Origin of the sequence: Parafrigoribacterium soli (assembly GCF_040227235.1) — a bacterium.
In the GTDB taxonomy this organism is placed as follows: Bacteria; Actinomycetota; Actinomycetes; order Actinomycetales; family Microbacteriaceae; genus Parafrigoribacterium_A; species Parafrigoribacterium_A soli.
This window is the reverse complement of the sequence record NZ_JBELNZ010000003.1, coordinates 593,723-618,087: the sequence shown is the minus strand read 5'-3', so window position 1 is coordinate 618,087 and position 24,365 is coordinate 593,723. Positions and strand designations below refer to the sequence as shown.

Sequence of the window (24,365 nt, the reverse complement as noted above, 5' to 3'; positions counted from 1 at the left end):
CTGTCGCCACATTCTCCTGTTGAACGCGCCTGGCGAACGGCAGCGGCGGCGAGCTAGCCGACCGCGCGCTCGGGCTCCGCGAGTACCCGGCGAAGCACCGGCCTGGTCGCGCGCAGCCCCAGCCAGACCACGACGATGCCGACCACGAGGCAGGCCGCGATGATCAGGAGCGACGCCGGATCCTGTAGCAGCGCCATACCGGTGAGCGGCAGCATCACGACCGCGGCGGTGAGCGCGGAGCCGATGCTCACCAGTCGCAGGGGCGACATGACCGCCCGGGTTCGGGCGACATCCATGGTCTTGGCGGGCATTCCAAGGCGGTCAAGGCTCAAGTACAGGTCTCGCCGGTCGAGAATCGCCGAGGCCTGATTGACGCCCACGGAGCAGGCGACCATGAGGAACGAGGCGACCAGGGTGATGATGACGCCCGTGCGGATGTCGAGGACGAAGCCGAGACTGTCGCTGCCCATCGAGTTCGAGACCGCGATGCCCACGCCCGCGAACACCGCGATAAAGCTCGTCATCGCGACGCCGCTGACCTGGCGCCAGGCGGCCTTGGGCGACTCGAGGATGCCGCGGGCGGCCAGCAGACGCTGCGGCGTCTTCGCGCGACGCACGCCCCACGTCGCGACGACGCGCAGCACGAACGGACCGGCGAGATTCAGCACCGAGATGGTGAGCCCGAAGCCGAGTCCGAACACGAGGAGCACGGTGACGAAGCCCATGTCGGCGCGCAGCAGCTTCATGGCGGTGTAGACCACGATCACGGCCACGACGCCGAGCACGAGTCGGATCCAGTGCGGGCGCGGCACCGTCTGCCTCGTGCGCACGCCGAGCGGCGAGACGATCACGCCACGCAGCCCGATGGCTGCACTCAGTGCGGCGAGCGCGGCGACACCGACAACGACGATGCCCACCACCCACGGCGCGAGCCAGATGGAGGCGCCGAGCGCTTCGCCTCGAAACGGGATGAGCCCGACCGCGGGCACGAGCGCGACATATGCGACGATGCCGACGACCGCGCCGATCAGGGCGAGCACCGCGGACTCGAGGATGGTGAGACGGGCGACGAGCGCGGGGGTGGCACCGAGCAGCCGCAGAGTGGAAAGCCGATCATCGCGCCTGCGAGCGGAGAGCCGCGCGGCCGAGCCGCCGAGTGTGAGCAGCGGGGCGACGAGCAGCGCGAGCGCGATGCTCGCCAGGTACTTGTAGTCGTCGGTTCCGCTGCCGCTCCAGCCGAAGAACGAGAACGCTCCGCCGAGCACGATGAGGAGCAGTGCGGTCACCACGGCGAACGCGACGATCGGGAGCACGAACGTTGCGGTGCCGCTCGAACGCGAGCTCGACAGCATCCGGAACAGCCTCAGTGTCGTCATGCCTGCACCGCCTGCGAGACCACGAGGCCATCGCGCAGGTGCACGACGCGAGAGCAGCGATCGGCGACGTCTTCGTTGTGCGTGACGACGACAAGCGACTTGCCACGGCCGGTAGTCGAGTCGATGAGCGCGCTCATCACCTCATCCGAGGTCACGGAATCGAGGGCACCGGTGGGCTCGTCGGCGAAGACGACGGATGCGCCGGTCACCTGGGAACGAGCGATCGCAACGCGCTGCGCCTGGCCGCCCGAGAGCTGGCCCAGGCGCCGATCGTCGAAGCCGCGCAGGCCCAGCCGCGAGAGCCACGGGCCGGCGTTCTCCACGGCCTCGCGCCGGGTCTGACCGAGCAGCATGAGCGGCAGCGCCACGTTCTCTGCCACGGTGAGTTCTGGCACGAGAAGGCCCTGCTGAAAGACGAAGCCGAACGACTCACGGCGCAGCTGGGAGCGCGCGCCCTCGCCGAGCAGGTTCACGATGACGGACTGGCCATCGGCGCGATCGAACATCACCTCGCCGCTGTCGGGCGTGAGGATGCCGGCAAGGCTGTGCAGCAGCGTGGTCTTACCCGAGCCCGATGCGCCCATGATCGCCACGGATTCGCCGGCGTGGATCGCGAAGTCGACTCCGCCGAGCGCGACCGTGTCTCCGTAGTGCTTGATCAGATTGTGTGCAGAGAGAACTGTCATGCTTCAATGCTCGGCGGATGCGCCCGCTCGCACATCGTCCGCGCGTCGCGCGCGGGTCATCCTTGGGAATGACTTCGACCCGCGCCCACGCCGGCCCGCTCCGCACTCGGGGTGTGGCTAGCCGAGCAGGTCGTGGCGCACGACGATCGCGTCGCGGCCGGGGCCCACGCCGATCGCCGACATGCGCGATCCGCTGATCTTCTCGAGCGCGAGCACGTAGTCCTGCGCGGCCTGTGGCAGGTCTTCGAAGCTGCGCGCACCCGTGATGTCCTCGCTCCAGCCGGGGAAGTTCTCGTAGATGGGAACCGCGTGGTGGAAGTCCGTCTGCGAGACCGGCACCTCATCCACTCGAACGCCGTCGACGTCATAGGCGACACAGACCGGAATCTGCTCCAGACCGGTGAGCACGTCGAGCTTGGTCAGCACGAAGTCGGTGATGCCATTGACGCGTGCGGCGTAGCGGGCGATCGGGGCGTCGTACCAGCCACAGCGGCGCGGACGCCCCGTGGTGGTGCCGAACTCGAAGCCCTTCTCCCGCAGGAACTCGCCCGACTCGTCGAACAGTTCGGTGGGGAACGGTCCAGCGCCCACGCGCGTCGTGTACGCCTTGACCACGCCGATCACGCGGTCGAAGCGGTTCGGCGCGACGCCGGATCCGGTGGCCGCGCCGCCGGACGTCGCCGAGGACGAGGTGACGAAGGGGTAGGTGCCGTGGTCGACATCCAGCATGGTCGCCTGGCCTGCCTCGAAGAGCAGGGTCTTGCCCGCGTCGAGGGCCTCGTTCAGGCGCAGGCCGGTGTCGGCGACCATGGGGCGCAGGCGGTCCGCGTACTTGAGCAGCTCATCCGCGATCTCGTCGACGGTGATCGCGCGGCGGTTGTAGATCTTGACCAGCAGGTGGTTCTTCTGCTCGAGCGCGCCCTCGATCTTCTGGCGCAGGATGTGCTCGTCAAAGAGGTCCTGAATCCGGATGCCGACCCGGTTGATCTTGTCGGCATACGCCGGACCGATCCCCCGGCCGGTGGTGCCGATCTGCCGCTTGCCGAGGAAGCGCTCGGTCACCTTGTCGAGCGTGCGGTGGTACTGGGTGATGACGTGGGCGTTCGCGCTCACCAGCAGCTTCGAGACGTCGACGCCGCGAGCGCTCAGCGCATCGAGCTCCTCGAAGAGCACCTCGATGTCGATGACGACGCCGTTCGCGATGACCGGGGTGACACCCTCGGTGAGGATGCCGGAGGGCAGCAGGTGCAGCGCGTACTTCTCGTCGCCGACGACAACGGTGTGGCCGGCGTTGTTGCCGCCGTTGAACTTGACGACGTAGTCGACCCGGCTGCCGAGGAGGTCGGTGGCCTTGCCCTTGCCTTCGTCGCCCCACTGGGCGCCGATCAGAACGATTGCAGGCATAACTGATCCCTTCAAGATCGGTGGGGATTACACCCCAGCCTACCCGGCGATCGCCGTTTCGACCCCTTCGCTATGAACGACGAACCCTCCTGCGGCGGATACGAGCGTAGAACAAGAGTGCTGCGCCGAGCGCCAAGGCCAGGAAGCCGGTCAGGATGGTCGACATCGGCGACGCCCCCGTGAAGGCGAGGGTCGCGATGAAGACGGTCGCACAGGACGCCCCGGTCATGTCGACGCACTCGTCGTCGACCTCCGTGGGGTCCCACGCCCCCGTCGGCAACTGCACCGAGGCGTGGTTGATGTACTCGCCTGCCGCGTCATACTTCAGCACGACGCCGAGGTCCGTCGTATCCCCCACCGCGATCGACGGGACAGTCCAGACCACCTTGCCTGGCTGGATGGCGCCACCTGAGTCCGCAGAGACGACACGCGCGCCAGCCGGGATCAGGTCGGTGACGACGACGTTCTGTGCCTCCACGTGGCCGATGTTCGACACGGTGATCGTGTAGTGGACCGCCGAGTCCTTGAGCGCGAAGAGCCCCGCGGACTTCCTGAGCTTGAGTTGGCCTACGTCGAACTGATTGGTGATGGTCACGGTGGCCGGCGTCGGGTGGACGACCGGGTCGAGGATGGTCACAATTCCGCTCGCGGGACTCAGCGAGCTCGCGGACGCGAGGCCGGCATCCGTCTCGGTCACCGCGCAGCTCGCCCCGACGATGATGCCGCTGAGGGTGGCCGTGTAGCCATTGCCACTCGAGAGCGTCACTTCGCCGCTGTCTGGCAGGGGGATCGCGAGGGTCGCGCCGTCTTTGACCCAGGTACATTCGACCTGAGCCTTGAACGGCCCGTCGCCGAAGGCCGCCACTCCAGCACCGAGGCGCACCTTGTCGATGACCAGGTCTCCGACCAGGAAGTGGTTGGTCACGTCCGCGGTGATGGCACCGACGGCCGCACCTCCCGTGGGCGCCGGAATCGTGACCGATGCCGGATCGTCATGACTGTTCGCTCCACCGGTCGTCGCCTCGTTGACCGAGCACGTCGTGCCAACGGGGAACACCTCGGGCACGAGAGAGGGGACCGCGGGGACGATGGCCAGGGCGGCATTCGAATACACCACCTGCTCTGGGGTGCCGTAGACACAGCGCACCGAGGCGGTGAACGGTCCAGTCCCGTAGCCGGCGGCTCCCGCGCCATCCACGGTCTTCAGCACCGAAAGAGTTCCAGCGAGGAAGGTGTTGGTCACCGTGACGCTGCTCGCGGCGCCGACGACGACGGTGCCGACGCCGCCGCCGAGATCGGTGACACCCGTGCCGCTGAGGGCCGTCGCGTTCGCTCCGGCCGCGTCGGTCTCGGTGAGCGTGCAGACGGCGTTGACCGGCAGCGTGTTCGCGGCGACGGTGTGCGTCGCCTCGGCCGCGAGCGAGAAGCTCCGGTCCGCCGCGGGCAGCGAGATCGGATCACCGGTGCCGCTCACGCAGGAGAGCGTGAAGTCGAAGGGACCGAAGGTGCCGACCGTCGCCTCGGTGTCAACATGCTTCGTGACGCTGAGCCCACCGAACGTGTAGGTGTTGGTGATCGTCGCCTGCTGCGACAGAGGAACAGGGTCAGCCGAAGCGGCGGCACCGTCGATCGCCAGGGTGACCGGAGAGTTGGTGCGACTGCTCTCGCCATAGGTGCCCAGCGAGCCGTGCTCCGTGGCGACACAGCTCGATCCCAGCGGAATGCCATCGACCCTCGCCGTGAATGATCCGGCCGTGGTGAGGTGCAGGCTCGAACTCGTTCCGAGGTCGAGCGCCTCGCCATCGATGGAGCAGGCGATGTCGACCACGAAATCGCCCGGTGCGAACGCGCTGCCCGCACCCGCTACCGCCTTGCTCAGCTGCAGCGGCCCGGTCACGATCGTGACACCCGCCTTCACCGGCGCACCCTTGATCGGCTGCCCCGCGACAAGAGTCGCGTTGGCACCGAACTGGTTCCAGGCGTACGCGGGGCTCGCGCTCACGGTCGTGGGCGCGCCCTGCGGCAGGGCAGCGCTCGCGACCGTGTTGACCGTGTGGTACTTCACCGTCACGGTGCCACCGGCCGGCAGCGGGGTGGGGAAGCCGAACGTGACGCGCAACGCGGTCACGTCTGCCCAGTCGCCCGCAAAGCTTGCGCCACTCGTCCAGCCCGCGGCAGACGGATGCGTGGAGCAGGTGGGATCGGACGGCCAGCTCGTCGCCCCCGCGCTCAGGCACGCGTTGGCGGTCGTGGTGACCTCCCAGACCATGGTCGCGTCACCCGGCGCTCCCGTGACCTGCAGTCCGTTGGCGCCATCGAAGACGGGACGATAGGTCGATCCACGCGCGCTGCCGGTTGCAAGCATCCGGTCTCCTGCGAGCGGAAGGGGGTCGACGAAGGTGAGGCCGGTGTAGTCAACGGTGCCGCTGTTGACGGCCTGCAGCTTCCACTCGTCGGTGCCGCCGATCACCGTGTTCGCGGCGCACGGCGTGCGGAAGTAGCCCTCGTCATCCGGGATGCAGGCGACGGCGGGGTTGTTCACGTTGACCGCGCCGGAGACGAGGCTGCCCGCGATGTCACCCTTGACGCCCTTGCGGGTCACGATCGATGGGCCGGCGATCGGCTGCACGTAATTCGACGTGCCGCACTCGGTGGCACCGAGCCCGGTGAGCACGCCCTGCACGTTGCCGGAGGTGTTCGTGCAGGCGGTGAGCGTCTCGGCCGTCGTCACGGTCATCTCATTGGTGGCGCGGTCGCCGCTCGTGAGGCCGGGCTCGAGAATGAGGCCGAGCGTCACGGTGAAGGTCTCGCCGGGAGACATCCGCTTGCCGCCGGTCGGCCAGGAGAACGTGAGCGTCTTCGCCGCGCCGTCGTAGCTGTAGGTCGGAGCGGTGGAGAGAGTTCCGCCCGCGCTGCCCGTGTAGCTCGGCTCCTCGCCGTCGAAGCTGAGGTAGGTGGGAAGCTGATCGACGAGGTCGGCGATGGTGAGATATCCGCTGCCGGTATTGGCAAACTTCAGGGTCCAGGGAACGCTCGCTCCGGGCGATACCGTGTGCACGTTGCCGAGCGGCGACTTGGCCACGTCGAGTTGGAAGGTGCCGGGATCGAGAGCGAGGGAGTCGCTGCTCTGGGCGCTCGCGCCCACGTAGATCGCCGGATCCTCGAAGCGCTCGCTCGAGGTGGAGAGCACGTTCGTCACCGTGCTCGGGAACGGTATCGCCGTGCTCGTACCGCGCTTGGTGTCGAGGAGTTGCACGGTGAGGAGGGCCTGCGCAGCCCAGTTCGCCGGTGGTGATGAGTGCGAGAAGACGTCGGCATCATCGTTGTTGAAGGTGAACCGGATGCCCGAAACGTCGGCGAGATCGACGGCAGGCAAGACCGCGGTCGGCCCCGCCACGCCCTGAATCCACGTCGCAGTGCCATTGGTCTGCACGTCGACACGCACCTGGTTCGAGCCGGCAGGCGCAGTGACGGTGCCGAGAGCGGTGAGCCGGAACCTGCTCCAGAACGCCTGGTCGCTGTCCTCCATGACCACCTCGTTCGTGGCCACCGTCGAGTTGCCCTGGTTCGCCTTCAGGGTGACGGTCACGGGGTCGGTGCGGTTCTTCTCGAGCATGGTGCCGGGCGCCAGAGTCTTGGTCGCCGTCACGTCGAGAACGCCGTCGACGAGTGCGACATCCGCGTTGGCGCTGTCGACGGGAGTGCTGCTGGCACCCGACGGCGTCACCACGGGGTCGTAGCTCTGCGCGAAGACGTCGTTCGAGATCGTGACGGGGGCGACGAGCACGGTCGGGGCGCTGCGTTCGTGCACCCGCAACTGGGTCGACAGGGTCATGACGGGGTTGCTGCCCGTCGTGATCATTCCGCCGTCGGACAGTGGATCGGTGCCCTGGTACAGCACACTGACGCCGACCACATCTTCGAGCTGCGCGGCAGTCAACGCGGTCGCCGCGGTCATCGAGAGGTCCTGGGTCGTCATCACGCCCGCGGCATCGCGCTTCCAGAGGGTGACAGTCGAGGCCGCTGCGTCGATCTGCTGCGCGTTGACCGCGAATGCGATCTTGGTGAGATTCTCACGCTCGAACGGATTCGACGTCGAGTACGGGGCAGTGAAGGGCGCGCTTGCCCAGTCCGTGGGCAGGGTCCGGCAGTCGGTGAGCGCGCTGGATGAACACGGCATCGGATCGGTGACCCGAAGGTAGGAGGCGCGCGCTGAAGAGGTGTTCTTGGCCGTGATCGTGTAGGTGATGGCGGGGTAGATACCGGCCGCCACATCTCCGCTGTTGGGGATCACGACGGTGCTGACGCTGCGGGTCTTCGAGACGTCGACTCCCGGCGGCTGATCAAGCAGGGTGAGCTTGTCCGTCGCGGTCACGGCGGTGACGGGGGTGCCGCCCAACACTCCGCTGACGCCGACGGTGTTCGCCACTGTGGCCGGGTCGGCGTCGTTGTAGCCGTGCACCGCCGTTGCCCACTTGTTTGCGGGAGCCACGACGCTGCGCACCGTGTTGCGAAGCTGCCAGGTGAGTCCGAGCGGTCGCGACGCGGCGCTGCTACTGCTCCCGACGCCCGAACCGACGGGCGGAGTGAGCGGATCCGTGCTGCCCGTGCGGGCGGTGTCGTTTGGCTTGATGACCAGACGCACCCCGGTGGTGGCCGCCGACTCTGGTGCGGTCAGGACGTAACCCTTGAAGCCGGTTCCGTTCATCCAGCTGCCCGCCGGCTTGGCGACGGGGTGCCAGGCGCCCGCGTAATAGAGCTCGACGGAGTCGACCGTGTCGTACCGCAGCTGCGGGTCCTGACCGAAGCTGATCGGCGCGACGGACTTGAGGTCGAAAGCCTGGAAGCTCGTGTCGACGGGGTTCGCCTCGTTCGTGGCGGGATCCGCCACGGTCACCGAGTCGTATCCCGTGGAGAGCACGCCCCAGGTCAGGCGACTCGCGGCCTGCTCACCCGACTGCGAATTCACCGTCGTGAGGTCGCCGGTGAAGCCCGGCTGCTGCCAGCGCTTGCCGGCGACGATGCCACCGTCACCGCCCGAGAAGGAGATGATCGAGGCGTCCGCCGTAGCAACCACGTCGGGACTGGTGACGGACACGCCGCCCGCTACCTCGCCGGAGCCACTCGCCACGCCCTCGTTCTCGTAGTCGGATGCCGGACCATTGGCCACGGAGGTGCTCGTCGCCGAGTCGCTGCGCAACTTCGCTCGCGCCTGGAACACGACATTCGGCTGCACGGCGACGCCCTGCGCGAAGCCCGCAGCATTCGTGAACGTGAAGCGAACGCCGATGATCGTCGAGACGTCTCCGGGAAGGTTGGCTTGATACAGCTGTGCCGAGCCGGAGTCGTTCGGTAGAGCCGTCCAGACGCCACCCACGTTGTACTCCACCAGCAGGCTCGCACCCGTCGGCACCTGAGTCGGCGCGATCGAGAGCGGGTTGAAACCGTCCCAGAAGTCCCCGGCCGTGCCGTTCCGGTAGTCGTCCTGCACGACGATCGTTGTCGGGTTGACGTAGGCAGAGTCGGTATCGGTCGTCGTCGCGAGCTTCGCGAGCACGGTTCCTCCGGGCGTCACTGCCCCGACGGGGGAGATCGACTTGGTCAGGTGCAGTCTGATCTCCGGCTTGAAGATGCTGAGTGGCGCGCCCTTCGAGGCCGTGGCCGTTCCCGCGGGGTTCACACCGGTCACGTTCACCGTGTTCGGCACAGACTGGGTCGCGGCATCCGCGATGTCTGCCGTGGGGCTGATCGAGAAGTTCAGGGTGGCGGTGACGCCCGCGGCGACCGCGCCCGTGTACGTCACCTCGAACCCGGTCAGGTGCTCGCCCGGCGGGGCGCTCGGCGCGACCGGAGTGCTGCCGTTCGTGACCGGCGCCGAACTGGTCGAGGGACCGCTGAAGTGCCAGGTGACGGATGCGGCGGTCGCCCCGGCCGGATAGGCGACCGGGGAGAGGAAGCCTCCGAACTGCAGGTCCTGGGTGAAGTAGTCGGTGTCGCCGAGGGTCAGGCTGCTCAGCGGCCCGTTGGAATTGTTCTTGCCGGTGATGGACGCGGACGCGGAAGTTCCCGCGGGGATCCTCGCGGGCGTAATGGTCTTGCCTGCCTGCACGGCGACCGTGAGCCCACCGATGGCATACGGGGCCGTCGCGGTCTTCGAGACCGGCGGGTTACCGGGAACGGTGACGGTGCCGGCCACCTGGTTGGTGACTGACGCGCCCAGCACGAGCGAGTCACCGGTGTTACGGTTCGTCGACCGCTGGGCGACCGTGAAAGCGACTGCTCCCGCCGTGCCTCCCGCGTCGATCGTCGCCCCGCTCGCCGCGTCGCTGAACGTGAATCGCAGCCCGCCGACGGCCGAGTCGGCAACGCCCGGAAGCGCGATGTCGGCGACCAGCGAGGGCGTCCCGGTCTGCCAGGTCCACACTCCGCCGCTGAACACATAGGCGTCCACCCGCACGCGATTCGCGCCATCCGGCAGCGTCACCGTCCCGAACCCGGTGAAGTCGGTGAGGGCAAAGGGATTGGATGCCGCCAGCTGGGTCGCGCCGTCCGCCGCGTCGTTCGGATCCTGCAACACAAGCGAACTCGCCGGCATGTTCGAGGTGTTCCGCGTGGTGAGGGCGACCGTGGATTCGACGCCCGGGGCATACTGCTGGGTCGCCGGGGTCCAGCTCTTGGTGACCGCGGTGTTGACCGTCGTGGGGATGGCGACGGTCACGTTCGCGGCGTCGCTCTGGGTGTCAGCGGTCGTTGCGGTCGCAGTGGCCGTGTTGGCAACGGCCACACCGTTCGACGCCCAGGAGGGTGTGAGATTCGCGGGCGCCTTGAGCGTGATGCTGGCCGTGTAGGTCGCGCCGGCCTGTATTCCGACCTCGCCGCCTGTGAGTGACTGCTCGAACACGGCCGTGAACACACAACTCGAGGTGACGACCGTGGTGCAGCCCGCGAAGGAAGAGGAACTCGGCAGGCTCGCGGGCCCGACGCTCGACGCGAGGATGGCGAATCCTGCGAATTCGGCGGGCAGCTGATCGACCAATGTCGCGTCGACGCAGCCGGAGTCGCTGCACCCCACACCGACGGTGTAGGTGAATTCTTCATCGGGGGCGACCGTGACAGCATCCACCCCGTTGACACGCTTGTCGACGCTGAGGAGCGCACTGGGAGCAGCGCTGGCGGGTGCCGCGATGGCTACTCCGCCCGCGAGCAGCGCGCCGACGACGGCGATGGCGAGCGGCACGCGCAACCAGGAGCGTCCGATGAGTGTCGCCGCCGCGCGGTGACGACTACGACGCGACCTTGCGAACGCAGAGCGCACCCACATGAAGACTCCCCCCACCGGGAGAACCACCCCGAGGTAACAAAGACGACTACGACGACGGCGGAGTCGCGGAAGGAATTTCCCACGAGACACGCACAGTAGGAACGCTAAGGAAACCGCGAAGCCAGCGGACCGAAACCGCGATATTTCACCCTGCAGTTCACCCTCGGCGCGCGGAGCCGCTCCCGCTCGCCCGAGACATCCGCGCCGCGAACCCGCGCGCGAACTCGAGGAACTCCTCGCTGCCCCGCAGTTCGTACTCGATATCTGCGGGGATCCACACGAGCGACGAGAGGGCGAGCTCCATCGACTCGCCGGAGATCGGCCACACCGTCCTGTCGTCGCCGAGCGCGGTGGCGGCCTGCGCCCACGGGCCGAAGCGCTGCTGCATGTCGGCCAGCGGCATCCGGAGCACCGCCTCGGCTCGCACCCGGTCACGCAACGAGGAGACGGCGGAGGCGACGAATTCCGCCGCATCGGCCGAGGGAAGCTCGCGCACGCTGAAGAGCACGCGCGTGTCGAAGAAGCGGCTCATCCTGCCGACCCTGAAGGTGCGCCAGTCCTCGCGCTGCAGGTCCCAGCCGACCAGAAACCAGTGCCGCTCGGCGGCAACGAGCGAGTGCGGTTCGATGGTGCGATCGGTCTCTGCACCATCGCCCGCGAGGTAGTGAAATCGGATGCGGTGGCGATCGCGACAGGCGAGCGCGAGTTGCCCGATCAGTTCAGACGACACGGATGCGCCCCGCGGCGCCCGAGACCGCACCTGCCCGGCGATCGCATTGACCCGCTCTCGCAGCCCGGACGGCAGCAGCTGCTCGAACTTCGCCAGCGCGCTGAGCGTCGTCTGCTCGCCTCCATCGAGCGCCTGGGTCGCCGCCACCCGCAGCCCGATCGCGGTCGTCACCGCTTCCTCGTCGCTGAGCAGCAGCGGAGGCAATTGGGCGCCCGCCTCCAGCCGATATCCGCCGGCGACGCCCCGTTCTGCCTCCACGTTGTAGCCGAGCGAGCGCAGTTTCTCGATGTCGCGCCGCAGCGTGCGCTCCGTCACGCCCAGCCGCTCGGCCAGGTCGGGCCCCGCCCACTGCCGATGCGTCTGCAGCAGACCGAGCAGTTCAAGGATGCGGGAGGTCGTCTCTGCCATGTTTCGATTCTCGCGCGTATTCAGGATCGAAAGTGACCTAATTACTTCCTAGCGTTGAAGTACACCGTCAGAAGGAGCAGGAAAAATGAACTGGAAGATCGCACTCATCTTCGTCCCCCTCGGCTATCGCGTACCCGATGCCCTGGCTCGATCCGCTAATGAACGCCCTCTTGCCAGCAAGCTGCATCTCCATCGTTCGTACTGCCCTCCGTGTCATCACACATTTGCCCGCATGACTTTCTCAGTCAAGCGAAATGATCTTCGCTGACTTTCCCAGTAAAGTCAATTTCGCGCCGAGACGACGGCTTTCGCGTACTCTGCAACCATGTCGAATCCGCGCAACCAGGCAGGCCTCGATGCCGAGAAGCTCGCCACGTGGGCGTCAGTGGCGACGCTGTTGGAGTGGCTGCCGGCGACTCTTGACGCTCAGCTGCAGCGTGATTCCGGCCTGACACACTTCGAATACGGCATCCTGTTCGCGCTCTCGAACGCCGCCGAACACACCCTGCGGATGAGCACTCTCGCCGACTTCTCCAACAGTTCTTTGTCCCGGCTTTCGCGAGCAGCGACCCGGCTGGAGGCGAAGGAGTGGATGCGTCGATTCCCCGATCCCGACGATGGTCGCTACACGCTGGCCAGTCTGACCGCACTCGGTCGCGAGAAGGTCGAGCAGGCGACCCCCGGTCATGTCGAGCTCCTGAATCGCCTCATTTTCGGTTCCTTGACACAGGCACAATCCCGGCAGTTGCGCGACATCAGCACACGAATCACCTCAGCCATTCGTCCTGGCCGCGGATGGGAGCCTTCATGATTCAGGTGGCCGCGACCTCCAGCACGATCGCGTGCTCCGGGTTCAGGATGGGCATCGGCAGCCCCACCTTGGTGAGCGCGAGGCCCGTCGCCTCGAAGCCGTCCGCGATCCAGGATGGCGCAGTCCGCTGGACATAGGCGTCGCGCCCGGTAGGGAACGCCACGGTCACGCGATAGCGACGCTCGGGGTCGAGGCCCGGAAACTGCACCCTGCCCGGATGCTCCGCCGCCGAGCTCGCGACGCTCACGAACGCGAACAGCGCCTCCGAGTCATCCTGAGCGACGACGCCGTGCAGCAGGAAGGCCGGGTCGACGAGATCCGCGTGCACTGCAACGCCGGAGTGCAGCAGCGCGCGGTGCTTCTTGTAGAGCGCGACCGCATCCTTCAGCTCGGCGAGCACCTCGCCCTGCGCCTCGCGGATGTCCCACTCCATGCCGAAGTGACCGAACATCGCGGTGATCGCGCGGAACGACAGGTCGTGGGTGCGACCCGTCGTGTGCGACGTAGGCGGGCCGACGTGGCTGCCGACGAGCTCGGGCGGTAGCACCGCCTGGGTCCAGCGCTGGATCGTCTGGCGCTCCAGGGCGTCGTTGCAGTCGGATGCCCACACCCGGTCGGTGCGGTCGAGGATTCCGAGGTCCACGCGGGCGCCACCGGACGAGCAGCTCTCGATCTCCACGCCCGGATGCGCCTCGCGCAGCGCGTCGAACAGTCGATACGCGGCGAGCGTCTGCTCGTGCGTCGAGGGAAGGCCGTCGTGACCCATCTCGGTGAGATCGCGGTTCTGATCCCACTTGAGGTAGGAGATGTCGTTCTCGCTCAGCAGGGCGTCGAGCCGGTCGTAGACGTACTGCCAGGCCTCCGGGTTTACCAGGTCGAGCACCTGCTGATTTCGCCATCGCGGCGGGATGCGCTTGCCCGGTCCGCTGATCCAGTCCGGGTGCGCGCGGATCACGTCGGAGTCCTCGTTCACCATCTCCGGTTCGACCCACAGTCCGAACTGCATGCCCCGCGAAGTAACCGCCTCGATGAGCGGGGCGAGACCGCGCGGCCAGACGCCGTCATCCACGAACCAGTCCCCCAGGCCGGCGGTGTCGTTGCGACGGTGCCGGAACCAGCCGTCATCGAGCACGAATCGCTCGGCGCCCACCTCCTGGGCCCTTTCGGCGAGCTCCGTGAGCTCGGCCAGGTCGTGGTTGAAGTACACGGCCTCCCAGGTGTTCAGCACCACGGGTCGCAGCGACGACGGATGTCCGGGCCTCGCCCGCATCCAGCGATGGAAACTCGCGGTGATGCCGTCGATGCCGCGCTCGGAATATGCCGCGTAGCTCCAGGGGGTCGCGTAGCTCTCGCCCGGCGCGAGCGTGACCTCGCCGGGTGCGAGCAGTTCGCCCATCCCCATCATGGCCACGTTGCCCGCGGTTTTCTCGAGGTAGATCTCGTGATTGCCGCTGAAGCCGAGGTGCGCGGCCCACACGGTGCCCGAGCGATTGGCGAAGCCAGCCGACCCGGCGGCGAACAGCACCGAGCTGTCGTGCCCGGTGCGACCGTGCCTGAACGACCTAAGCCAGGTGCCCTGCGTGATGGCCCTGCGCTGCGGATGCTGCTCCCGGCACCAGCGCCCGCTCAGATCGAGGATTTCCTCGGCCTCCGGTCCCAGTGGGAGCACGGTGGAGAGCTGCTGCAGCGAGTAGTCGTCGGCGCCGTCATTGCGCACTGTGCTGCGCGCGCGCAGCATGCCCTCCGCACCGAGGTGCAGCTCGATGGTCACCGAGAGAGCGGCGTCGAAATCAGCGAGCGCGATCTCGTGCCCGTCGCTGCCGAGTGCGCGGTGCGAGATGGTACTGAGGAGCGGCGAGAAGTCGCGGCCGTGGCGGTGACCGAGTAGGGCGGGGCGACCACGCCATCCGGTTGACGCCTGCGGGAACAGCTGGATGGCCTCGGGCTCGTCGTAGGAGGAGTGCGGCACCGCCGCGTGCAGGCCGGTCGGTACGGCGGACTCCGACCCAAGGTCGGCGCCCCAGTGGATCACCTCGGGCGCGAGGCCGGACAGGTCGATCGCGAGCGAAACGCCACCCCCGCGCAGGAAGACGAGGTCGGTCATTCCGAGCCGCCCCTTCTCACCGGGGCGAATCTCACGTCGCGGATCCTGCCGCTGAGGGCCTCGCGCGCATCCTGCGGCATGCTGTCGTCGGTGACGAGGGCGTCGACCTCACTCAGTTTCGCGATCGTGCTCATGCCCACGATGCCCCACTTCGTGTGGTCGGCGAGCACGATGACGTTGCGCGCGGTGGCGACGAACGCGCGGTTGGTCTCGGCCTCGAGCAGGTTCGGCGTGGTGAAACCCGCCTTCGACTCGACGCCGTGCACACCGAGGAAGAGCACGTCGAGGTGCAACTGGCTGAGCGCGCTGATCGCGATCGGGCCGACGAGGGCGTCGGAGGGGGTGCGCTCCCCGCCGGTGAGAATGACGGTCGTGCGGTTGCCATCTTTGCGGGTCGGCGCGCGGTGGAAGACGTCCGCAATCTGGATGGAGTTGGTGACGATCGTGAGGCCTTCGATCGAGCGGAGAGATTTGGCAAGCGTCCAGGTCGTGGTGCCGGCGCTCAGGCCGATCGCGGATCCCGGGGTCACGAAGGAGAGTGCCTCCCGGGCGATCGCACCCTTCTCGGGCTCCTCGCGCATCGACTTCGTCTCGAACCCCGGCTCGTCGGTTCGCAGCGAACCGGGAACCTTCGCGCCACCGTGCACCTTCTGCAGCAGACCGGTCGCCGCGAGGGCGTCGATGTCGCGCCGCACCGTCATGTCAGAGACGCCGAGCATGCTGGAAAGGTCGGAGATGCGCACGATGCCGTGGCGATGCACGGTCGCCATGATCTCCGACTGTCTAGCGGCAGCAAGCATGGTGGCTCCCTCTCCTCGGCTGGGCCGAGATTACGGCCCGACGGTCTGGCGCACGACGGCAACCTCACCCGCGGGCACGATCAGGGTACCGTCAACTTCTTTGGCCGAGATCAGTTCAACACCCGCGGTCTCGAGGCGAGCCTCCTGTTCGGAGTGGTTGATGACGAATAGCCAGCTGGATGCTCCGTCCGCGCGACGCACGACCTCCACATCGGCCGGCAGCACGAACGGCACCTCGATGCGAGCGTCTGCGGCGATCGAGGAGAGCAACTCGTCTGCGCTATCGGGACCCAAACGAGTGGCCACATAGTACGCGGCACCCTCGCCCACGACGTTGCGGGTGATCGCCGGCGATCCGACCACCGGCCCCTCGTCGAACTGCGCGAGCACCTCGGCACCATCGGCGCGACCTAGTTCGCTGAACACGGCGCCCTCGCCGAAGGCACTCAGCGCGATCGTCTCGCCCTCGTGCAACGGGAAGAACTCCTGGATGCGCACGCCCAGGAGCTCGCGGAACGCACCGGGGTAGCCACCGAGGCGGATGTGGTCGTTCTCGTCCACGATGCCGGAGAAGTAGGTGACCAGCACCCGGCCGCCCGCGCTGGCGAAGGCAGTGATGTTTGCGGCCCCGGCATCCGTGATCAGGTACTGCAGGGGCACGATCACGAGCTTGTAGCCGCTCAGGTCGTCGGTCGACTGGCGGAAGTCCGCGGTGATGCCCGCGCGATAGGCAGCCTCGTACCAGAGCCGCGTCTCGGCGATGCAGTTCAGGTCGATCGAGGGGTGCGAGTCGAGCTCGCTCGCCCAGCGCGCGTCGGTGTCGTGGATGATGGCGACGTCAACGCCGGAGACGCGTGAGTCGGCGACCTCGGCGATGGACTTCAGGATGCCGCCGAGTTCCACCGTCTCGCGCCAGATCTTCGTGTCGGTACCGGCGTGCGGCAGCAGCGCAGAGTGGAACTTCTCGGCGCCCGCCTTGGCGGCCCGCCACTGGAAGAACAGTGCGGCATCCGCGCCTCGGGCAACGTGCTGCAGTGAGTTGCGCACGAGTTCGCCCGGAGCCTTCGCGATGTTGCGCGGCTGCCAGTTGACCGCGGACGTGGAGTGCTCCATGAGCAGCCACGGTGCACCACCCGCCCAGCCTCGCGTGAGGTCGGCGACCATCGCGAGTTCGCGGTGGTGGTCGCGGTCTTCTGCGATCAGGTAGTGGTCGTTCGAGACCACATCCATGCGCTCCGCCCACTTCCAGTAGTCGATCGGCTGGGAGAGACCCATGTTGAAGCCCATGAAGTTGGTCGTCACGGGATGCTCGGAGTGCGCCCGCAGGATCGCCGCCTCGGCCTCGAAGCACTCGAGCAGCGCGTCGGAGGAGAACCGCGCGAAGTCGAGTTGCTGGGTCGGGTTAACGAAGGCTCCCGAGCGACGCGGCGGCGTGATCTCCTCGAAGTGGTAGTAGTGCTGCGACCAGAACGCGGTGCCCCAGGCGTCGTTGAGGGCATCGACATCGCCATACTTCTTCTCGAGCCAGCGCTGGAAGTCGAGACCGGATGCGTCGCAGTAGCAGGGTTGGTTGTGGCAGCCGTACTCGTTGTGCACGTGCCACATCACGACGGCAGGGTGGTTCGCGTAGCGCTCGGCGATCTTCGTCGTGAGCGCGGCGGCTGCCCTGCGGTAGTCGACGCTCGACGCGCAGAACGCCTGGCGGGATCCGTAGCCCAGTCGCACGCCGTCGACCGTCACGGGAAGCGACTGCGGATACCGGTGCGAGAACCACGGAGGGGGAGAGGCACTCGCGTTGGCCAGGTCGACCCGGATGCCGCCGGCGTGCAGCAGGTCGAGCACCTCATCGAGCCAGCCGAACTCGTACACACCCTCGGCGGGTTCGAGCAACGCCCAACTGAAAATACCGAGACTCACGAGGTTGACCCCGGCCTCCTGCATCAACCGGATGTCTTCGCTCCAGACGTCCCGGTCCCACTGCTCCGGGTTGTAGTCGCCACCGAATCCGAGCGCAGTGGTGCCGTCGGCTCCGAGCCGAGAAGTGATGCGGTGCATTGCCTAGCCCTTGTTCGCGCCGAGGGTGAGGCCCGCGACGAATTGACGCTGGAGTGCGAGGTAGATGATCAGGGTGGGGATGACCGTGATGATCGCCCCCGCTGCCAGCAGGTTGTAGTTGGAGAGGAATTGTCCCTGCAGATTATTGATCGCCGTGGTGACAGGCAGCCGATCACCGCTCTGGATGAACAGCAGCGGCCAGAAGAAGTCGTTGTAGATCCAGATGACTTCCAAGGTGCCGAGGGCGGCAAGAGCCGGACGGGTGAGCGGCATGATGATGCCGTAGTACTGCCGCCACACGCTCGCACCATCGACCACGGCCGCCTCGGAGAGTTCCGTCGGCAGCGCCTTCATGTAGTTGGAGAGCACGAAGGTGCAGAAGCCGATCTGGAATGCCGTGTCGACCGCTATGACCCCGATATAAGTGTTCAGCAGCGTGCCCGAGTCGCTGAACCAGTAGGGCAGCTCGAGGTGCTTGAACATCTCGAACAGCGGTGCCGCGAGCACCTGCGGTGGGAGCAGGTTGCCGGCCGTGAAGAAGATCAGCAGGGTGATGTTGAACTTCCAGGTGAACCGGCTCACGGCGAACGCCATCATCGACGCCAGCACGAGGGTCAGGATGACGGCGGGAATCGTGATGATCGCCGAGTTGGTGAAGTACGTGGCGAAACCACCCTGGTTCCAGGCCGTGACGAAGTTGTCGAAGTTGAACGAGCCTCCGAAGCTGAAGTAGCCGAACCTATCGGTGTCGGCCTTCGAGCGCAGAGCGGTGAACAGTGACCAGCCCAGCGGAATCAACCAGATCACCGACATCACGATGAGGAAGATGTGCGTTCCGTAGTGGCGCTTACGCTTGCCGGTTGCCGGCGCTGCGCTGCCCGGTGCCGACAGCGTCGTCTTCGGAGGCAGCCCGACGGGCGTTATTGCGGTCATCGGTCTTCCTTCTTAAAGGTGCGCGCCAGATAGATCACGATCGGCACGAGCGAGATGATCAAGAGGATGGCCGCGAGCGCGGATCCGACGCCGATGACCTGCCCCTCGCCCACGAGGTTCTGGATCACGAGTGCGCTCAGCAGTTCGAGTCCGTTGGTGCCTCGGTTGATCACGTAGACGATGTCGAATGCCCGCAGCGACTCGATGATCGTGATCACGACGATCACGATGTTGATCGGCCGCATCACGGGGAACACGACGCGGAAGAAGATCTGCGCGGCGTTCGCGCCGTCGATGGCCGCCGCCTCCTTGAGACTCGGATCCACGCCCTTGAGACCCGCCAGATACAGGATCATGACGTAGCCGGCGTGGCGCCAGGTGGCAGCGATCAGCGCCGCCCAGATGTTGACGTGCGGATCACCGAACCAGTCGACCGCGTGCGAGGTACCGCTCGTTCCCAATAGGAAGTTGAGCAGACCGTTGTCGCGGGAGTAGAAGAGCTGCCAGATGACGCCGATGAGGGCGAGTGAGAGCATCACCGGCATGAAGAAGATGCTCTGGTAGATGCGGCTTCCGCGAATCTGCTGGTCAAGCAGCACCGCGAGGAGCAACCCGAGCGGCGTCGCGATGACGCCGAGGAAGAGCAGCCAGAGGATGTTGTGCTGCACGGCCGGCCAGAACGGCGGGTAGTCCTTGAAGATGAAGGCGTAGTTGCTGAGCGCGGCCCCCTTGATGTCGGAGAACGCGAGACCGTTCCAGCGCACGAAGGAGAGCAGCACCGACAGCACGGTCGGGATCCAGATCAGGACGAGCTGGATGAGGGTGGGGATGGCCACCATGATCGTGAGTACGACCCGGTCACGGCGGGAAAGGTGGATCCTGCGCCTGCGCCGCCGGGCGGGCCGGGCAGGCGGGGTGTCCGCCTGCTCGACCCGATCCGTGGTGTCGCGAGTAGAAATCGACATGGCTGAACGCTACTGCGCTGCGTACAGCGTCTTCGCCTGAGCTTCCAGGTTCTTCGTGTCGACCGTGCCGTCCTTGAGGAAGGTCTGCAGCGCCGGGATCATGACGTTGTTGGCCATGGCGGGCAGGGCATCCCGGTCGAAGAACTGGCTGATCGACTTGGCGGCCCCGATGACCTCGGCGCACTTCTTGTTCAAGGGGCTGTAGCTCGAGGTGTCCGCACCCTTCGCCGTCATGAGGTTCGACTTGTCCACGGAGAAGTAGGCCTGCTGGCCGGCCGCGCTGCCCATGAACGCGAGCATGTCCTTCGCCGCCTGGTTCTGGCCGCCCTTCTTGGAGAGCAGCAGGCCGTCGATCGGCGCCTCGACGGCATCCCGGCCCTCCATCGCGATCTCCGGGAACGGGAAGAAGTCGATGTCGTCGAGAACCGCGGCATCCGTGAACTGCTGGGTAACGAAGGAGCCGAGCAGGTACATGCCGGACTTCGAGTCACCGAGGGTCTTTGCCGCCTCCTGCCAGGTCATGCCGAGCGAGTTCGGGTCCTGGAACGGCAGGAGCTGCTTCCAGTTGTCGAACACGTCCTGCACCTTCTTCTGGTCCCACGACTCCTTGTGCGCACACAGGTCCATGTGGAACTGGTAGCCGTTGGTGCGCATGTTGATGTAATCGAAGGTGCCCATGGCAGGCCAGCCGTCCTTGTCACCGAAGGCGATCGGCGTGAGACCGTCGGCCTTCATCTTGGTGCACAGGGCGATGAGTTCGTCGAACGTCTTCGGCTCGGTGTATCCCTTGGCCGCCCACACGCTCTTGCGGTAGAAGAAGCCCCAGGGGTAGTTGTAGTTCGGCACAAAGTACTTCTTGCCATCGGGGCCGGTGGATGCCTTGGCAAGTCCCTCGGAGAAATTGTCGCCGATCTTGTCCCAGACGTCGTCGATCGGGGCGAGGAGTCCCTTGCCCGCGTAGTACTGCGTGCGGTAGCCGGCGAACCAGGTGAACGCGTCATCCGGGCTGCCCTGCAGGTAGGTGTTGATGTTGTTCTGGAAGTCGTTGTGCGAGACCGTATTGGTCTTGACCTTGTCACCGGTCTTCTTGGTGAAGGCCGAGGTGAAAGCCGCGTAGGCGCGCTTCGGCACATCGTCCGACGAACCCGAACCGAAGGTCACGGTCTTGGAGCCGGCCGCTCCACCGCCGCCGGAGCTGGAACCGGTGCAGGCCGCCAGGACCGGGATGGCTGCAGCGGCGAGCGCGCCGCCGCCAATGGTCCTGAGCAGGAAGCGTCGGTCGACGGGCTTCTCGGTGATTCGCGCAAGCGGATTTGCATTGTCTAACGCCATCATTACTCCTTTGTACGGGCCGTGAACGGGAACACATCTTCACTGCGGGATAGTTACCATAATCTCTCAAAATCGAACGAACTCTGTCAAGTGCTAATGACAGCAATTCGTTAATTCGCGCCCAATTCGTGACCAATCGGCCCAGCCACGCTGGGCAACAGGGCGGATGCAGCGCGTCACTGAGCTGTGTTCATTTCGTCCCACGCGCGTCCAGTGGGTCACGCAGAACCCAACACATATGGACACAAGCCCGGCCGCGCGCGCCTCATGCCCAGCCCGCGGAGGGTGCTGGTCTCGCTGAGGTTAGGCGCGGTGACGAGCGGGCGTAATCGTCCTGGCGCGCCTGCCCGCAACTCTGAGGAGTTGTGCTGCGAGCCCGGCACCGAGCAGCAGGAGGCCGAGCGCCGCGAAGCCCAGCGGCTGTGCGCCGGTAAAGGCGAGCAACTGCTCAACGGTGGAGGCGAGTGGCTGCTCCTCGCCCGAGGGACCGGACTGCTCCACGCCCGAGGGCCCGGGCTGCTCCCCGGTGGAGGCGGCGGGCTGCTCCACGGTGGAGGGAGGGGGAGGGGTCGACAGCTGCACGGTGACGACGAGCGTTCCCGTCACCGTCTGCCCCGCCGCATCGGTCAGCGTGTACGTGAACTGGTCCGTGCCCGAGTAGCCGGCGGCCGGCGTATAGCTGAGCGTGCCGTCGGGATTGACGACCGTGACGCCGTGGCTCGCCGGACCCACCGCGAACAGCGCGATGCCGCTTCCCGTCGCATCGGCCGCGGGGTCGAAAATGGCCGGCTCCCCCGCGGTGGCCTTCGCTGTGCCGGAGGAGCCGGAAGCGCCGATCACCGGCACAACCTTCACGGTCACCGTGGCCGTCGTGGTCGCCCCGCCCGCACCGGTCGCCGTGTAGTCGAAGGTATCGATGCCGGAAAACCCGGCACGCGGCAGGTAGCGGATGCGGCCCGCCACGATCGTTGCGGTGCCACCCCTGGTTGGAGCGCTCGTGGCGATCAGAGTGAGACCGCCTGTATCGTTCGCGAGCACGTCGATGATCACGGGTAGGCCGGCGTCGGTGACGGCGACATCGTCGGGCGCGAGCGGGGTGACGGTTACCGTGATCGTCCCCGTGTCCGAGCCGCCGTCACCCATGATGGTGAAGGCAAAGGTATCCGTGCCGGAATAGCTGGTGTCAGAGGTGTAGAGGAGGCCACCATCCGCTGCGACTGTTGCCGTTCCGTGGACCGGACCGGTCGTGCTCGCCAAGCTGAGTGACGTTCCATGCGCGACCACCAGCACATCGATGGTCGTGGGAACCCCGGCGGAGGCCGTGGCGGTAACGTCGACGGCAACCGGCGCGACGGTTACCGTGACGATCGCGCTTGAGGTCCGCCCGCTCGAGTCGGTGACGTCGTAGGCAAACGAGGCTGTGCCGGAAAAGCCGGTGGCGGGCACGAAGACAGGGTTACCCGACACGAGTGACACTGTTCCGTTGGTCGGGCTACTCACGCCGCTCAGTGCGAGCGAGGAACCGGTGCCTGCCGCCACCAGTCCCACGGCCGGAACCGTCACGGCTGTGCCGGCAGCGGTGGTCGCGGTGGAATCCGCGGCGAGCGGAGTGACGACAACGGTGACCGTGGCGCTCGCGGTCTGCCCGCTGCCATCCGTCACCCGATACTGGTACGAGCCCGTGCCGGAGAATCCATTGCTCGGCACGAAGACCGGACTTCCGGAGACGAGCGAGACCGTGCCGTTCACGGCGCCCGACGCGTCGGTGAGGCTGCGGTCGCTGCCGGTGCCCGTAGCAAGCAGGGTTGCCGCGGTGGTCGTGACTGCAGTCTCCGCTGTGGTCGTCACGGCGTATGCGCCGGCGACCGGCTTCACCGTTACGTACATCGTCGCGGGGTCGCCCGAACTGTTCGTGTAGCCGAAGGAGTCCTGCCCGGAGAAGCCGGGCGGCGGCGTGTAGACCAGATTGCCATTGTCGAGAACGACTGTGCCGCCCTCGGCCGATGTCGAGTCGGTCGCCGCAGCGCCGTTCGGTGGCGGCACCGTGAGCGGCTCCCCCGCCGAAGTCGCCACTCCAACGGTCGTCGGCGCCGCGGAGAAGATGCCGTCGGGAGCATCGTCCTCATTGCCCACTACCTTCACCCTATTGACGATCGAGCCGAGCACCATGGGCGCCGTGGCAGTCACGGTGACCTTGGCGGTTTCACCCACGAGCAGTCGACCACCGTTGCAGGTAATTGTCAGAGTCCCGTTAACGGTGCAACCCGCATCCGTGCTGACCGCCGCAATGTTCGAGAGCCCCGTGGGCAGGAGATCGGTGAGCACGAAACCCGAGCTCGTGCCCGGACCGTTGTTGGTCACGGTGACATGCCAGACGATGCTGTCGCCAGGCAGCACCGTGTTGGGGCCGGTCTTGGTGGCGCTCAGTCCGGCCTTCAGCGCCGTGCCGCAGTTGGTCGCGTCGCTGTATGCGTTGGTGGGAGCCGCCACCTGGTTGACGAGCTCGAATCCGGCGCCGGTCGTGTCCGCGGCAGCCGGGTCGGTAACCGCAACCTGGTACATCTTGGCATTGCTCGCGATGAACGCGAGGTTGCCGTTCGTCATCGAGAACACCGAGCCGTAGCTCGCCGTAGGCAGAATGCTGCTGGCTACCGGGAAGGCCGTGATCGTGCCCGCCGCGCTCGAGATGCCGTTGATGTCGATGCGGTAGATCGTGCTGCTCACGCCGTAGCTCGCTGTCCACAGATATCCGGCCTTGAAGGTCAGGTCGGCATAGCGCGGCACCGTTCCGACCAGGGGAATGGCGGTGAGCGTCGGGGCGATGGCCGGAGCGCCGCTCAGACCCGCGATCTTGTAGATCGTGCTGCCGCTGCCGGCGTTACCGGATGCTACGTAGTAATTGCCAGCGGAATCGAACTCGCCTGAGTCCCACAGCGTGCTGTACGACTTCGCGCTGAGCGCATCCGGTGCGGCGGTCGTGCCGATATTCGTGACGCCACCGTCTTGATCAATACGCACGAACTTGCCGCGCACTCCCGTAGTGCCGAAGGTTGTGCCGTAAAGGTAGCTGTCCTTCGGGTTGAAGGCGACGGCGTTGTACAGGTTGTTGCTCGTGGAGGTGACCGTGCCGTTGCTCAGAGCCGTCCAGACCGACTTTCCCTCCGCGTCGTAACGGCCCTCATACAGAGTTGTCGAGTTCGCATCTCCGGCCTGTGCGAAGAATCGGGGATCGCTGCAGTCGAACGGTGAGCCGGCGACCGCATGCACCCCGGCGTCCGTGTTCACAATGGACGCTGCGGTGAAAGCAGCGGTGAGACCGGTGAGCGCCAGCGTCAGCGCCAGGGCGCTTCCCACAAACTTCTTGGCAGCGACATGAAGGCCGCGACGCCGTCTGCGCCTGCCTGCGATCGACTGTGATGGAACGTGGGAACCCATGAGCG

The 24,365-nt window shown here is 66.6% G+C and carries 13 protein-coding genes; 1 reads left to right on the top strand and 12 read right to left on the bottom strand.

The genetic code is table 11. From position 1 onward, the window contains the following. Window positions 1-53: 53 nt before the first annotated feature. From ABUA37_RS11230 to ABUA37_RS11210, 5 genes are all read right to left on the bottom strand, one after another. Entirely contained in the window at window positions 54-1,376 is a 1,323-nt protein-coding gene (locus ABUA37_RS11230; RefSeq protein ID WP_349899280.1) for an FtsX-like permease family protein, read from the bottom strand. Beyond that, window positions 1,373-2,062 carry an ABC transporter ATP-binding protein gene (locus tag ABUA37_RS11225; protein WP_349899279.1) on the bottom strand — a complete coding sequence of 230 codons (690 nt, stop codon included), beginning with the start codon at window positions 2,060-2,062 and terminating at the stop codon, window positions 1,373-1,375. The genes ABUA37_RS11230 and ABUA37_RS11225 overlap by 4 nt, the downstream gene beginning before the upstream one ends. Before the next feature lie 117 nt (window positions 2,063-2,179). Further along, window positions 2,180-3,466: an adenylosuccinate synthase gene (locus tag ABUA37_RS11220; protein WP_349899278.1), complete on the bottom strand. Its 1,287-nt coding sequence runs from the start codon at window positions 3,464-3,466 to the stop codon at window positions 2,180-2,182. Window positions 3,467-3,536: 70 nt separating this feature from the next. Continuing rightward, window positions 3,537-10,703, bottom strand: a complete 7,167-nt coding sequence (locus ABUA37_RS11215) for a DUF5979 domain-containing protein (protein WP_349899277.1) — start codon at window positions 10,701-10,703, stop codon at window positions 3,537-3,539. Window positions 10,704-10,944: 241 nt separating this feature from the next. Beyond that, window positions 10,945-11,925 (bottom strand): helix-turn-helix transcriptional regulator, encoded by a 981-nt coding sequence (locus ABUA37_RS11210; protein ID WP_349899276.1) that lies wholly within the window; start codon window positions 11,923-11,925, stop codon window positions 10,945-10,947. A gap of 325 nt (window positions 11,926-12,250) precedes the next feature. Between ABUA37_RS11210 and ABUA37_RS11205 the strand changes: the two genes are divergently transcribed. Then, window positions 12,251-12,736 carry a MarR family winged helix-turn-helix transcriptional regulator gene (locus tag ABUA37_RS11205; RefSeq protein ID WP_349899275.1) on the top strand — a complete coding sequence of 162 codons (486 nt, stop codon included), beginning with the start codon at window positions 12,251-12,253 and terminating at the stop codon, window positions 12,734-12,736. Window position 12,737: 1 nt separating this feature from the next. On the opposite strand, the gene ABUA37_RS11200 is transcribed toward ABUA37_RS11205, so the two are convergent. From ABUA37_RS11200 to ABUA37_RS11170, 7 genes are all read right to left on the bottom strand, one after another. Beyond that, a complete protein-coding gene (locus ABUA37_RS11200; protein WP_349899274.1) occupies window positions 12,738-14,840 on the bottom strand; it encodes an alpha-galactosidase in 2,103 nt (700 codons plus the stop codon). Next, window positions 14,837-15,640, bottom strand: a complete 804-nt coding sequence (locus ABUA37_RS11195) for a DeoR/GlpR family DNA-binding transcription regulator (protein WP_349899273.1) — start codon at window positions 15,638-15,640, stop codon at window positions 14,837-14,839. Before ABUA37_RS11195 ends, ABUA37_RS11200 begins: the two co-directional genes overlap by 4 nt. 30 nt (window positions 15,641-15,670) lie before the next feature. Beyond that, the gene (locus tag ABUA37_RS11190; protein ID WP_349899272.1) at window positions 15,671-17,695 is read right to left on the bottom strand and encodes a beta-galactosidase; all 2,025 of its coding nucleotides are present in this window, start codon (window positions 17,693-17,695) and stop codon (window positions 15,671-15,673) included. A 3-nt stretch (window positions 17,696-17,698) separates the two neighbouring features. Then, the gene (locus ABUA37_RS11185) at window positions 17,699-18,628 is read right to left on the bottom strand and encodes a carbohydrate ABC transporter permease (protein ID WP_349899271.1); all 930 of its coding nucleotides are present in this window, start codon (window positions 18,626-18,628) and stop codon (window positions 17,699-17,701) included. Next, the gene (locus ABUA37_RS11180) at window positions 18,625-19,593 is read right to left on the bottom strand and encodes a carbohydrate ABC transporter permease (RefSeq protein ID WP_349899270.1); all 969 of its coding nucleotides are present in this window, start codon (window positions 19,591-19,593) and stop codon (window positions 18,625-18,627) included. Before ABUA37_RS11180 ends, ABUA37_RS11185 begins: the two co-directional genes overlap by 4 nt. 9 nt (window positions 19,594-19,602) lie before the next feature. Then, window positions 19,603-20,925: an ABC transporter substrate-binding protein gene (locus ABUA37_RS11175; protein WP_349899269.1), complete on the bottom strand. Its 1,323-nt coding sequence runs from the start codon at window positions 20,923-20,925 to the stop codon at window positions 19,603-19,605. Between the two features lie 303 nt (window positions 20,926-21,228). Continuing rightward, window positions 21,229-24,360, bottom strand: coding sequence for an Ig-like domain-containing protein (locus ABUA37_RS11170; protein ID WP_349899268.1), 3,132 nt, complete (start codon window positions 24,358-24,360; stop codon window positions 21,229-21,231). Between the last annotated feature and the right edge of the window lie 5 nt (window positions 24,361-24,365).